Origin of the sequence: Micromonospora sp. NPDC050397, from assembly GCF_044901685.1 — a bacterium.
In the GTDB taxonomy this organism is placed as follows: domain Bacteria; phylum Actinomycetota; class Actinomycetes; order Mycobacteriales; family Micromonosporaceae; genus Micromonospora_G.
Map to the genome: position 1 here is coordinate 190,126 of NZ_JBJDPS010000002.1, position 12,851 is coordinate 202,976.

At 72.2% G+C, this 12,851-nt stretch carries 10 protein-coding genes; all 10 read left to right on the forward strand.

Going from position 1 to position 12,851, the window contains the following annotated elements:
• Positions 1-21: 21 nt before the first annotated feature.
• The 10 genes from ACI2K4_RS06995 (at position 22) to gatA (ending at position 12,850) form a co-directional block, all read left to right on the forward strand.
• Entirely contained in the window at positions 22-981 is a 960-nt protein-coding gene (locus tag ACI2K4_RS06995) for an electron transfer flavoprotein subunit alpha/FixB family protein (protein WP_404509435.1), read from the forward strand.
• A gap of 243 nt (positions 982-1,224) precedes the next feature.
• Positions 1,225-2,403, forward strand: coding sequence for a cysteine desulfurase family protein (locus ACI2K4_RS07000; RefSeq protein ID WP_404509436.1), 1,179 nt, complete (start codon positions 1,225-1,227; stop codon positions 2,401-2,403).
• Positions 2,404-2,452: 49 nt separating this feature from the next.
• Entirely contained in the window at positions 2,453-3,526 is a 1,074-nt protein-coding gene (gene mnmA, locus ACI2K4_RS07005; RefSeq protein WP_404509437.1) for a tRNA 2-thiouridine(34) synthase MnmA, read from the forward strand.
• Positions 3,527-3,557: 31 nt separating this feature from the next.
• On the forward strand, positions 3,558-4,583 hold the full coding sequence (locus tag ACI2K4_RS07010; protein ID WP_404509439.1) for a methionine synthase: 1,026 nt from the start codon (positions 3,558-3,560) through the stop codon (positions 4,581-4,583).
• Positions 4,584-4,701: 118 nt separating this feature from the next.
• Positions 4,702-5,127: a hypothetical protein gene (locus tag ACI2K4_RS07015; RefSeq protein WP_404509440.1), complete on the forward strand. Its 426-nt coding sequence runs from the start codon at positions 4,702-4,704 to the stop codon at positions 5,125-5,127.
• Between the two features lie 77 nt (positions 5,128-5,204).
• The gene (locus tag ACI2K4_RS07020) at positions 5,205-6,218 is read left to right on the forward strand and encodes an ADP-ribosylglycohydrolase family protein (protein ID WP_404509441.1); all 1,014 of its coding nucleotides are present in this window, start codon (positions 5,205-5,207) and stop codon (positions 6,216-6,218) included.
• A 119-nt stretch (positions 6,219-6,337) separates the two neighbouring features.
• Complete coding sequence (gene ligA / locus ACI2K4_RS07025) at positions 6,338-8,479, forward strand: NAD-dependent DNA ligase LigA (RefSeq protein ID WP_404509442.1); 2,142 nt, start codon at positions 6,338-6,340, stop codon at positions 8,477-8,479.
• A 176-nt stretch (positions 8,480-8,655) separates the two neighbouring features.
• Complete coding sequence (locus ACI2K4_RS07030; RefSeq protein ID WP_404509444.1) at positions 8,656-11,001, forward strand: putative bifunctional diguanylate cyclase/phosphodiesterase; 2,346 nt, start codon at positions 8,656-8,658, stop codon at positions 10,999-11,001.
• A 68-nt stretch (positions 11,002-11,069) separates the two neighbouring features.
• Positions 11,070-11,369 (forward strand): Asp-tRNA(Asn)/Glu-tRNA(Gln) amidotransferase subunit GatC, encoded by a 300-nt coding sequence (gene gatC, locus ACI2K4_RS07035; RefSeq protein ID WP_329108173.1) that lies wholly within the window; start codon positions 11,070-11,072, stop codon positions 11,367-11,369.
• 5 nt (positions 11,370-11,374) lie between these two features.
• On the forward strand, positions 11,375-12,850 hold the full coding sequence (gene gatA, locus ACI2K4_RS07040; protein WP_404509445.1) for an Asp-tRNA(Asn)/Glu-tRNA(Gln) amidotransferase subunit GatA: 1,476 nt from the start codon (positions 11,375-11,377) through the stop codon (positions 12,848-12,850).
• Position 12,851 lies beyond the last annotated feature (1 nt).

The window sequence follows — 12,851 nt, forward strand, 5'->3', positions numbered from 1 at the left end:
GTCGAGAGAGAAGAGACGGTCATGGCTGAAGTGCTTGTCGTGGTCGAGGCCACCACAACGTTCGGTGTCAAGAAGGTCACCCTCGAACTGCTCACCCTGGCCCGCGAGCTGGGTACGCCCTCCGCCGTGGTCCTCGGCGGTCCCGGTGCCGCCGACGCGCTCGCCGCCAAACTCGGCGAGTACGGCGCCGCGAAGATCTACGCCGCCGAGAGCGAGGAGATCGACGGTCACCTGGTGGCGCCGAAGGCCACCGTCCTGGCCGACCTGGTCCGGCGGGTGCAGCCCGCCGCCGTGCTGCTCCCCTCCACCCAGGAGGGCAAGGAGATCGCCGGTCGGCTGGCGGTCAAGCTGGACAACGGCATCCTCACCGACGTGGTCGAACTGGCCGCCGACGGGACCGCCACCCAGGTCGCCTTCGCCGGCTCCACCATCGTGAAGTCGAAGGTCACCAGGGGCCTGCCGCTGGTCACCCTGCGTCCCAATTCGGTCACCCCGAGCCCGGCCCCGGCCACCCCCGAGGTGGAGCGGATCGAGGTCCAACTCGGCGCGGCCGACACGCTGACCAAGGTGGTCCGCCGGGTGGCCGAGCAGAAGGGCTCGCGCCCCGAGCTGACCGAGGCGTCGGTGGTCGTCTCCGGCGGTCGCGGCGTCGGCAACGCGGACAACTTCAAGCTGGTCGAGGAGCTGGCCGACCTGCTCGGCGGCGCGGTCGGCGCGTCCCGGGCCGCGGTCGACTCCGGCTTCTACCCGCACCAGTTCCAGGTCGGACAGACCGGCAAGACGGTCTCGCCGCAGCTCTACGTGGCGCTCGGCATCTCCGGCGCGATCCAGCACCGGGCCGGCATGCAGACCTCGAAGACCATCGTCGCGGTGAACAAGGACGGCGAGGCGCCCATCTTCGAGCTGGCCGACTTCGGCGTGGTCGGGGACCTGTTCAAGGTCGTACCGCAGGCCGCCGAGGAGATCCGCAAGCGGAAGTAGCGGCCCCGCTCCGACCGGCCTCGACAGCCGAGGTAAGGAGCGGGTCTTGGTTCGCGAAGGGTGGCCGTCCGGATCCGGGCGGCCACTTTCGGCGTACGCGCCCAGCGGTTCCGACGATGGGATATCCGACTCCTCATCCCAACTCACGTCGAACCGGGCGACGGGCCGATCGCCCGAAACTGGGCCGAGAAGAGTGGAGCGGCCGGCGGCGCGCTCCTTACTGGTGCGGATAGGCTTGGGGCGATGACTTACCTGGATCACGCCGCGACCACGCCGATGCTCGACGTGGCGCTGGAGGCGTACGTCGCCACGGCCCGCGAGGTCGGCAACGCCTCCTCGCTGCACGCCGCCGGCCGTTCGGCCCGTCGTCGGGTGGAGGAGTCCCGGGAACGGGTCGCCGCCGTGCTCGGCGCCCGCCCCTCCGAGGTGATTTTCACCGGCGGCGGTACGGAGAGCGACAACCTCGCGCTCAAGGGCATCTACTGGGCGCGTCGTGGCGCGGACTCCAGCCGGAACCGGGTGGTCGCCAGTGCGGTCGAGCACCACGCCGTACTCGACCCGCTGCACTGGCTGGGCCAGCACGAGGGGGCGCAGACCCCGCTGCTGCCGGTGGACGCCGCCGGTCGGATCGACCCGGCCGCGCTCGCCGCCGAACTCGACGCGTACGGCGAGCAGACCGCCCTGGTCAGCGTGATGTGGGCGAACAACGAGGTCGGCACCCTGCAACCGGTCGCCGCGCTGGCCAAACTCGCCGCCGAGCGCGGCATCCCGCTGCACACCGACGCGATCCAGGCGGTCGGTCAGGTGCCGGTCGACTTCGCCGCGAGCGGGGTCTCCGCGCTCACCCTCACCGGGCACAAGCTCGGTGGCCCGGTCGGCGTCGGTGCGCTGCTGCTCGGCCGGGACGTACCGTGCGCCCCGCTGCTGCACGGCGGCGGCCAGGAACGCGACGTCCGCTCCGGCACCCTCGACGCGGCCGGCATCGTGGCCTTCGCGGTCGCCGTCGAGGCCGCCGTGACCGGTCAGCGGGAGTACGCCGCCCGGGTCTCCGCCCTCCGCGACGACCTGGCCAAGCGGCTGGTCGAGGTGGTCCCGGACGTGGTGAGCAACGGCGACCCGGCCGAACGGCTGCCCGGCATCGCGCACTTCTCCTTTCCCGGCTGCGAGGGGGACGCCCTGCTGATGCTGCTGGACGCCCAGGGCGTCGCCTGCTCGACCGGCTCGGCCTGTTCGGCCGGGGTGGCCCAGCCCTCGCACGTGCTGCTCGCGATGGGGGCCGACGACGACCGGGCCCGGTCGTCGCTGCGCTTCGCGCTCGGGCACACCTCCACCCAGCGCGACGTCGACGCGCTGATCGAGGCCCTGCCCGCCGTGGTCGAGCGGGCCCGCCGGGCCGGCGCGACCAGGTCCGCCCGGCGCTGAGCGTGCGGACGGCAGAGCTACCCTCGAACAGGTTGAAGGGGGTTTCCCGGTGAGGGTACTGGCAGCTATGTCCGGTGGCGTCGACTCGGCGGTCGCCGCCGCGCGGGCGGTGGAGGCGGGGCACGACGTGACCGGCGTGCACCTGGCGCTCTCGCGCAACCCGCAGACGTACCGGACCGGGGCGCGCGGCTGTTGCACGCTGGAGGACTCGCGGGACGCCCGGCGGGCCGCCGACGTGATCGGCATCCCGTTCTACGTCTGGGACATGGCCGACCGGTTCCACGAGGACGTGGTGGACGACTTCGTGGCCGAGTACGCGGCCGGTCGTACCCCGAACCCCTGCCTGCGCTGCAACGAGAAGATCAAGTTCGCCGCGGTGCTGGACCGGGCGATCGCCCTGGGCTTCGACGCCGTGGTCACCGGCCACCACGCCCGCCGGGGCGCGGACGGGCTGCTGCGGCGCAGCGTCGACCTGGCCAAGGACCAGTCGTACGTGCTCGCGGTGCTCAACCGCGAGCAGCTCGACCGGGCGGTGTTCCCGCTCGGCGACTCGACCAAGGCGCAGGTCCGGGTCGAGGCGGCCGAGCGTGGGCTCTCGGTGGCGGAGAAGCCGGACTCGCACGACATCTGCTTCATCGCCGACGGCGACACCCGCAAGTTCCTCGCCGACCGGCTCGGCGAGGCCCCCGGTGACGTCGTCGACGCCCGTACCGGTGCGGTGGTCGGCGCCCACGCGGGTGCGTACGCGTACACCGTCGGGCAGCGCAAGGGGCTCTCGCTCGGCGTGCCGGCGCCGGACGGCAAGCCGCGTTACGTGCTCTCGATCACCCCGAAGACCAACACCGTGACGGTCGGCCCGGTCGAGGCGCTGGAGGCGAGCGCGGTCGACGCCCGACGTCCGGTGTGGACCGGTGCCGCGCTGCCGACCGAGGCGACCGAGTGCCAGGTCCAGCTCCGGGCGCACGGCGAGGTGGTGCCCGCCACCGTACGGGTCACCGGCGACACGCTCCGGGCCGAACTGCATCGCCCGGTCCGTGGCGTCGCCGCAGGTCAGGCGATCGTCGCCTACCGGCCCGACCCGGCCGGCGACGTGGTGCTCGGTTCCGCCACCATCACCGGCTGAGACACCCCGGCCGTGCACTAGCCTTCGGCCTGTGAGCGATCAGTCTTGGCCCTGGCCCCCCGGTTCGGCCACCGGTATCGGTTCGTTGCCCGGCACCGACATCGCGGAGGCGCAGCGGATCGTGTTGGGCGAGCTGCCGGCGCTGCCGCACCTGCCGGAGTTGCCCGACCGGGGACCGGGTGCCGACCTGATCGGCCGTACCGGCGGGTTCCTGGTCGACCTGCCGATCGAGCTGTACGCCGGGCGGTGGCGGGTGGCCGCCCGCGCCGGCCGGGAGCTGCGCCGCGCGCACGACCTGATGGAGCGGGACCTGGACCAGCTCACCGAGCAGGCCGACGGGTTCACCGGATCAATCAAGATCCAGTCCGCCGGGCCGCTGAGCCTGGCCGCCAACGTCGACCTGGCCATCGGCGGCCGGCTGCTCCGTGACCCCGGTGCCGTACGTGACCTCGCCGGCTCGCTCGCCGAGGGGTTGCGCGCCCACGTGGCCGACGTACGTCGCCGGCTGCCCCGGGCGACCGTACTGCTGCAACTCGACGAGCCGTCGCTGCCGCAGGTGCTCGCCGGTCGGGTGCCGACCGAGAGCGGTTTCGGCGCGTACCGGCCGGTCGAGACGGGCACCGCCCGCGACCTGCTCCGGGTCGTGGTGGACGCGGTCGACACCCCGGTGCTGCTCCACTGCTGCGCCCCGGACGTGCCGCTGGAGCTGTTCCGGACCGCGGGGGCGACCGGGGCCGCCTTCGACCTCAACCTGATCACCCAGCTCGACCCGCTCGGTGAGGCGATCGAGTCCGGTCTCGGCCTGCTCGTCGGTGCCGTCCCGTCGACGCCGCCGCCGGCCGGGCGGGGACCGTCTGCGGCTGGCCGGGGCCCGTCGGCGGAGAAGGTCGCCGACCGGGTACGCACTCTCTGGGACCGGCTCGGCTTTCCCCGCCCCCGGCTGGCCCAGCAGGTGGTGGTGACTCCCACCTGCGGCCTCGGCGGGGCCAGCCCGGAGTACGCCCGTGCCGCCCTCACCGCCGCCCGCGAGGCCGGCACCCGCCTCTACGAGGTCTGAGTTCGCCTGTCCCGTAGTTCGCAGAGCGGCCGACGTACAAGGAGTACAGAGACCTATTCAGGGAACTGGAAGAGCAGGGTTGGACGATCGGCCGAGGCGGTAAACACTTCAAGGCGAAGTGTCCATACGACTGCAAATGTGTTTTGATCGTCTCATCGATGCCGTCGAATCGCAGCAGCACTGTGACAGTTCGGGCCCAGTTGAAGCGGAGTACGTGTTGGGAGGCGAAGTGAAAGTCGTCCACCTGGGAGTCGAGCTGACCTTCGAAAGCAACCCGCATGGCTCGGATGAGCAGTTCGAGGCGTTCCTCGATGAAGTGATCGATCAGTTGGACCGGATAGGTCGTGAGGTCAGCCTCGCGGCGCGGCTCGCTGACCGGGTCGCGGACTTCGCCGCCACGATCGAGGCAGATGAGATCGAAGGGGCACTCTCGTTGCTGCTGCCAGATCTCCGTGCCGCGTTGCACGCTGCCGGATGCAGCACGGCCGGATGGCCCGAGTTCATCCCGAAGAGTCCGGTAATCCGGGAGCTGCAGGACGTCTGACCCCAGCGGGCGCGGGCGGCACTGACCGAACGCCGACAAAACGTGAACGCGTTGACTCCTCCGTGGATGATCATCGGATGGACGTTGTAGGGCCGGCTCGGTCGGCGGTGGCTTCGGGTTCCTTGTTCGGGCTGGCGTACGGCGACGCGTTCGGCAAACCGACCGAGTTCATGACGGTCGCCGAGATCGAGACGCGCTACGGCCCCGGTGGCCCCCGGGACCTGCCCGGCAACCCCGCGCTGGTCACCGACGACACCCAGATGGCGCTCGCGGTCGGCTGGGCGCTCCACGACGCACCCGACGCCACCCCGGAGGCGCTGGAGCCGTTGCTGCGGGCCCGCTTCCTCGACTGGGCAGCCAGCCCCGACAACAACCGGGCGCCGGGCATGACCTGCCTGCGGGCCTGTGGTGAACTGGCCAAGGGCGGCCCGTGGCAGGCCGCGACCGTGGCCGGTTCGAAGGGCTGCGGGGCGAACATGCGGGTCACCCCGGTCGGCCTGGTCCCCGGCTACGACCTGGACACCCTCGCCGGGGTGGCGCAACTCCAGGCCGGGCTGACCCACGGGCACCCGACCGCGCTGGCGGCGAGCGAGCTGACCGCGTACGCGGTCCGGGTGTTGTGTGACGGCGCGGCGCTGGCCGACCTGCCGGACCTGCTGCGGCGCCGGGCGATCGGGCAACGCGCGGTCTACCGGGACGACTGGTTGGGCTGGCTGTGGCAGCGGCCCGGCATCGGCAGCCCGGCCGAGTTCGTCGCCCGGGGCTGGGACGAGTGCCTGGACGCGCTCCACCGGCTCGACGTCGCGCTCTCCCGACCGGACGACGGCGGCGACCCCTGTCTGGCCACCGGTGAGGGCTGGATCGCCGAGGAGGCGCTGGCCACCGCCCTGCTCTGCGCCCTGCGGCACCCGGGCGACCCGGTGGCGGCGCTGGCCCGCGCGGCGACCACCTCGGGGGACTCGGACTCGATCGCCGCCCTGACCGGCGCCTTCCTCGGGGCGGCCGGGGGACTGGCGATCTTCCCGGCCGGCTGGCTCGACCGGATCGAGTACGCCGACCAACTCGCCGCCCTCGGGGTGACCTGGGACTGACCGGCCGACGGGGTGAGCGCGACGGTCACCTGCGCCGACGCCGACTCCGGCGCCCCGGACCCACGATGTCGGCCCGGCCCGATACGGTGCGGGGGTAACACGAGCCCGGAGGTCAACTGGTGTCAGACGAAGCGATCCCGCAGCAGGTCAGCGCGGCTCAGGAGGCGGCGGCCGGCGCCGATCCGGGTCCGGCCGACCGGGAGCGGCACGCCGCGCTCAGCGCCGAGATCACCGAGCACCAGTACCGCTACTACGTGCTCGACACGCCGAGCATCCCGGACGCCGACTTCGACCGGCTGCTGCGCGAGTTGGCGGGGCTGGAGGAAAGCTTCCCGTCGCTGCGCACCCCGGAGTCGCCCACCCAGCGGGTCGGCGGCACCTTCTCCACCCTGTTCACCCCGGTCACCCACGCCGAGCGGATGATGTCGCTGGACAACGCCTTCGACCCGGCGGAGCTGACCGCCTGGGCCGAGCGGGTCGAGCGGGACGCCGGTGGGGCGGTCAGCTACCTGTGCGAGCTGAAGGTGGACGGCCTCGCGATCAACCTGACCTACGAGAACGGCCGGCTGGTCCGGGCCGCGACCCGGGGCGACGGCCGCACCGGCGAGGACGTCACCCCGAACGTACGGACCATCCGGAGCGTGCCGGAGCGGCTGGCCGACGGTGCCGAGGTGCCGGAGTTGCTGGAGGTGCGCGGGGAGATCTACTTCCCGGTGGCGGAGTTCGCCGACCTCAACGCGTCCCTGGTCGAGCAGGGCAAGCCGCCGTTCGCCAACCCGCGCAACGCCGCCGCCGGCAGCCTCCGGCAGAAGGACCCGAGGATCACCGCGTCGCGCCCGCTGCGGATGGTGGTGCACGGCATCGGCGCCCGGCAAGGCTTCGAGCCGGTGGCCCAGTCGGAGTCGTACGCGACCCTGCGGGCCTGGGGACTGCCGACCAGCGACCGCTGGCGGGTGGTGCCCGACCTGGCCGGGGTGCGGGACTACGTCGACTACTACGCCGAGCACCGGCACGACGTCGAGCACGAGATCGACGGTGTGGTGGTGAAGGTGGACCCGGTCGCCATCCAGGGCCGGCTCGGCTCCACCAGCCGGGCACCGCGCTGGGCGATCGCCTTCAAATACCCGCCCGAGGAGGTCACCACCAAGCTGCTCGACATCGAGGTCAACGTCGGGCGTACCGGTCGGGTCACCCCGTTCGCGGTGCTGGAGCCGGTCCGCGTGGCCGGCTCCACGGTGGCGCTGGCGACCCTGCACAACGCCCGCGAGGTGGCGCGCAAGGGGGTGCTGATCGGCGACACGGTGGTGGTGCGCAAGGCCGGCGACGTCATCCCGGAGGTGCTCGGCCCGGTCGTCGACCTGCGTCCGGCCGACGCCCACCCGTTCGAGATGCCGACCCAGTGCCCGGCCTGCGGCACCCCGCTCGCTCCCGCCAAGGAGAGCGACATCGACATCCGCTGCCCGAACGCCCGGTCCTGCCCGGCGCAGTTGCGCGAGCGGGTCTTCCACCTGGCCGGTCGGGACGCGCTCGACATCGAGGGGCTGGGAGAGAAGGCCGCCGCCGCCCTGCTCGACGCGGAGGCGATCGTCGACGAGGGGGACCTGTTCACGCTGGACGCGGAGAAGCTGGCCCGGGTGCCGCTCTTCGTGAACATGGACGGCAAGCTCGGCAGCAACGCGGTCAAGCTGCTGGAGAACCTCGCCGCGGCCCGGCACCGACCGCTCTGGCGGGTGCTGGTGGCACTCTCGATCCGGCACGTCGGGCCGACCGCCGCGCAGGCGCTGGCCCGCCACTTCGGCTCGGTCGAGCGGATCGAGCGGGCGGGCGAGGAGGAACTCTCCTCGGTGGACGGGGTCGGTCCGACCATCGCCGCGAGCCTGCGCGAGTGGTTCACCGTCGGCTGGCACCAGGAGGTCGTACGCAAGTGGACCGAGGCCGGCGTGGAGATGGTGGAGGAACGGGTCGAACAGGGCCCACGTCCACTGGAGGGGATCACGGTGGTGGTCACCGGCACGCTCGCCACCTATTCTCGGGACCGGGCGGCGGAGGCGGTGCAGTCGCGCGGTGGCAAGGTCAGCGGTTCGGTCTCGAAGAAAACACACTTCGTGGTCGTCGGTGACAACCCGGGCAGCAAGGCGGAGAAGGCGATGTCGCTCAAGGTGCCGGTCCTGGACGAGGCCGGGTTCGAGATCCTGCTGGCCGAAGGGCCGGAGGCGGCGGCCGAGGTGGCGGCACAGACGACCGGAAATGACGAAGAGTAAGCGACTGATCGGCTCTGAGTTAAAGTCGTCCCCTGGCGAGATGCCGCGTATTTCAAGTTAGTCACGACTACAACCGATTCGCGTCTGTCGTCCCCCACATCCGCACGCGGAAGGCGTTTGATGTGTGCACAGCGCGGCAGGTGGCCGCGCCCCGGGACCACGGGTCGGGAGGTCACATGGAGGCCGCAGCGCTGCGGAACTCCGTTCCTCCTGGGCGGGCAACCGCGTTCTTCGGTTTCGTCTGGGCGGTCGTCGTACTGGCGGCCGGACTCTCCGTCGTACCGCTGACCGGGTTGCCCGACCAGATTCCGCAACTGCCGCCGGCATTCTGGGTGATGGCCGCGCTCGCGACCCTGAGCGATGCGCGACCCTTCACCCCGCCGGGCCGCCGCCAGAGCTCGGCCGTCTTCCCCTCCATCTGCTTCACCTTCGCCATCCTGCTCGGCTGGGGGCTCGGGCCGGCGATCGCCGTACAGGCCGTGGCGGTGCTGGTCTCCGGCTTCCGGATGCGCCACGCCGCCTGGCGGACCGTCTTCAACATCGCCCAGTACGCCTGCGCGCTCTCCGCCGCCCACCTGGTCGCCCGGCTCGGTGCCGAGGCCGCCTTCGGGGCCCGTCCGCATCCGACCTGGCTCGACGTCGCGATGGTGGCCGGCGCGGCAGCCGCCTGGTTCGCGGTCAAGTACGGCTCCGTCACGCTCGCCGTACGGCTGCGCTTCGCCAGCCCGTGGTGGCCGGCGTTCCAACACGGCCTCGGCTTCGAACTGCTCTCCACCGGATCGTTGCTGCTGCTCAGCCCGGTGGTGGTGGCCGCCGCCCGGGTCAGCCCGGCGCTGATCCCGCTGGTGCTGGTGCCGCTCTACGCGGTCTACCGGATGGCCCGGCTCTCCACCGAGCAGGAACAGCTCGCCCGCCTCGACCCACTCACCGGGCTGGCCAACCGTAAGGCCCTGCTCGCCGAGGTCGCCGACCAGATCGCCATCCACGCCGAACACGCGGCCAAGGGCGCGCACGGACGCCACCTCGCCCTGCTCCTGCTCGACCTGGACCGGTTCAAGAACGTCAACGACGCCCTCGGGCACGCGGTCGGCGACCGCCTGCTGGTACGCGTCGGCGAACGGCTCACCGGCACGGTCCGCCCCGGCGACCTGGTGGCCCGCCTCGGCGGGGACGAGTTCGCCGTGCTCGCCACCGGCCTGCGCGACGCCGACGAGGGCCGTACGCTCGCCGAGCGGGTGGTCAACACGCTGGCCGAACCGGTCGTCCTGGACGGGTTGCCACTCGACGTCAGCGGCTCCATCGGGGTAGCGCTCCACCCCGACCACGGCGTGGACTTCGCCACCCTGATGCGGCACGCCGAGGTGGCGATGTACGACGCCAAGCACCGCGGGGACACCGTCGCCCTGTACGCGCCCGAGTCCGACCACAACTCGCCCGAGCGGCTGAACCTCCTGGCCGACCTGCGCCGGGTCCTCGACCGGGGCACCGCCGGTGCCGAGGTCGGTGAGATCACCATGTACTACCAGCCGCAGATCGCCATCGCGACCGGCGAGGTGGTCGGGGTCGAGGCACTGCTGCGCTGGCGGCACCCGAAGCGCGGCATGGTCGACCCGGAGGAGCTGATCCGGGTGGCCGAGCAGAGCGCGGTGATGCGCCTGTTGACCCGTCGGGTCATCGACGACGTGGTGGAGCAGCTCGCGAAGTGGTCGGCGGCCGGCATCGGGCTACGCGCGGCGGTCAACGTCAGCGTCCGTGACCTGCACACCGGCGAGATCGCCGACCAGATCGCCGACCGGCTCAGCCGGTACGGCGTACCGCCGTCGTGGATCCAGTTGGAGATCACCGAGGGTGCGCTGATGGCCGACCCGCACCGGGTGCTCGCCACCATCGCCCGGCTGGACAAGCTCGGTGTGGCGATCGCCCTGGACGACTTCGGCACCGGCTACTCCTCGATGCAGCACCTGCGCCGGTTGCCGCTGGCCGAGGTCAAGGTCGACCGTTCGTTCGTCCTCGGGATGGCGACCGACGCCGACGACGCCGCCATCGTCCGGTCGGTGATCGACCTCTCCGGCGCGCTCGGCCTGCGGGTGGTCGCCGAGGGGGTCGAGGACGAGCGGACCTGGCGGCTGCTGCACGCCGCCGGCTGTGACGTGGCCCAGGGCTGGTTCTACGCCCGGCCGATGCCCGCCGAGGAACTCAACACCTGGCTGGCCCGCTACCGTCCGCTGGTCCCCGGCCCGGTGCAGGACAACAGCGGGCGGCACCGCTCCCGGGCGTCGATCGTGGTCGAGGGCGGCCCGACCGACCCGGCGACGGCGGCCGTCGACCCGGAGCCGTCGACCACCCCCGGACCGTACGCGGTGGCGCCGTACGAGGACGACGGCTCGTTCCTGCCCGAACCGCCGTCGGTCGAGCCCTCGATGATCACCCCGCCCGCCGAAACTCCGGCCGCCGGGGGTGTCGTGGCGCGGGAAGTGGACGCGGGGGGAGTCGGAGACGCCGCGTCTCCGGCTGACAAATAGACTCGCTCGGGTCACGGCGCGCGTGTCACGCTGCGCCGGTAACACGTCTAGGCACGAAGGGGGCACCGATGGCCGCCATCTCCCGCGAGGAGGTCGCGCACCTGGCGCGGCTGTCGCGGCTCGCCGTCACCGAGGAGGAGCTGCAGACCTTCGCCGGCCAGCTCGACGTGATCCTCCAGTCGGTGGCCCGGGTCGGTGAGGTGACCGCCGCCGACATCCCGCCCACCTCACACTCCGTGCCGCTGACCAACGTGCTCCGCGAGGACGTCGTGGTGCCCTGCCTGACCCCGGCCGAGGCACTCTCCGGTGCACCGGACGTTGAGGAACAACGCTTCCGCGTACCGCGGATCCTGGACGAGGAGGCCTGACCGGCATGAGTGACGTGACCAGGATGACCGCGACGGAGGTCGCGGCCCTTGTCGCCGGTGGCGAGGCGTCCGCGGTCGAGGTGACCCAGGCGCACCTCGACCGGATCGCGGCGGTCGAGGACCGGGTGCACGCCTTCCTGCACGTCGACACCGACGGCGCGCTCGCCGCCGCCCGCGACGTCGACGCCCGCCGGGCGGCCGGTGAGCCGCTCGGTCCGCTGGCCGGCGTGCCGGTCGCGGTCAAGGACGTGCTGACCACCAAGGGCGTGCCGACCACCGCCGGCTCGAAGATCCTCGAGAACTGGCGCCCGCCGTACGACTCGACCATCGTGTCCCGGCTGCGCGCCGCCGGCACGGTGCCGATCGGCAAGACCAACATGGACGAGTTCGCGATGGGCTCCTCCACCGAATACTCCGCGTACGGGCCGACGAACAACCCGTGGGACCTGACCCGGATCCCGGGCGGCTCCGGTGGTGGCAGCGCCGCCGCGATCGCCGCCTACGAGGCGCCGCTGGCGATCGGCTCGGACACCGGCGGCTCGATCCGCCAGCCGGGCGCGGTCACCGGCACCGTCGGCGCGAAGCCGACCTACGGCGGCACCTCCCGCTACGGGCTGATCGCCTTCTCGTCGTCGCTGGACACGCCGGGGCCGTGCGCCCGTACGGTCGAGGACGCGGCCCTGCTGCACTCGGTCATCGGCGGCCACGACCCGCGCGACTCCACCTCCATCCCGCAGCCGGTGCCGGACGTGGTCGCCGCCGCCCGGCTCGGTGCCACCGGTGACCTGACCGGGGTCCGGCTCGGCATCGTCACCGAGTTCTCCGGCGAGGGCGCCGAGCCGGGTGTGCTGGCCGCCTTCCGGGACTCGGTCGAGACCCTGACCAAGCTCGGCGCGGAGGTCGTCGAGGTCTCCTGCCCGCACTTCCAGTACGCGCTGCCGGCGTACTACCTGATCGCGCCGAGCGAGTGCTCGTCCAACCTGGCCCGCTTCGACGGGGTGCGGTTCGGGCTGCGGGTCGGCGACGACGGGGTGAAGTCGCTGGAAGAGGTGATGTCGCTCACCCGTGACCAGGGCTTCGGCCCCGAGGTGAAGCGCCGGATCATCCTCGGCACCTACGCCCTCTCGTCCGGCTACTACGACGCCTACTACGGGCAGGCGCAGAAGGTCCGGACCCTGATCACCCGCGACTTCAACGCGGCGTTCGAGCGGGTCGACGTACTGATCTCGCCGACCACCCCGTTCGTGGCGTTCCCGTTCGGGTCGCGCACCGGGGACCCGTACCAGATGTACCTGGCCGACCTGTTCACCATCCCGACCAACCTCTACGGCGGTCCGGCGATCTCGGTGCCCTGTGGGCTCTCCGAGGGGCTGCCGGTGGGTCTCCAGGTCATGGCGCCGACGATGGCCGACGACCGGATGTACCGGGTCGCCGCCGCGCTGGAGTCCGCCGTCGGCACCTTCACCCCGCCGGCCCTCTGAG

What these genes read in the sequence shown, in the direction of transcription:
- ACI2K4_RS06995 (WP_404509435.1), top strand. Translation starts at nt 22, where the DNA reads ATGGCTGAAGTGCTTGTCGTGGTCGAGGCCACCACAACGTTCGGTGTC.
- ACI2K4_RS07000 (WP_404509436.1), top strand. Translation starts at nt 1,225, where the DNA reads ATGACTTACCTGGATCACGCCGCGACCACGCCGATGCTCGACGTGGCG.
- ACI2K4_RS07020 (WP_404509441.1), top strand. Translation starts at nt 5,205, where the DNA reads ATGGACGTTGTAGGGCCGGCTCGGTCGGCGGTGGCTTCGGGTTCCTTG.
- ACI2K4_RS07030 (WP_404509444.1), top strand. Translation starts at nt 8,656, where the DNA reads ATGGAGGCCGCAGCGCTGCGGAACTCCGTTCCTCCTGGGCGGGCAACC.
- gatC (WP_329108173.1), top strand. Translation starts at nt 11,070, where the DNA reads ATGGCCGCCATCTCCCGCGAGGAGGTCGCGCACCTGGCGCGGCTGTCG.
- gatA (WP_404509445.1), top strand. Translation starts at nt 11,375, where the DNA reads ATGAGTGACGTGACCAGGATGACCGCGACGGAGGTCGCGGCCCTTGTC.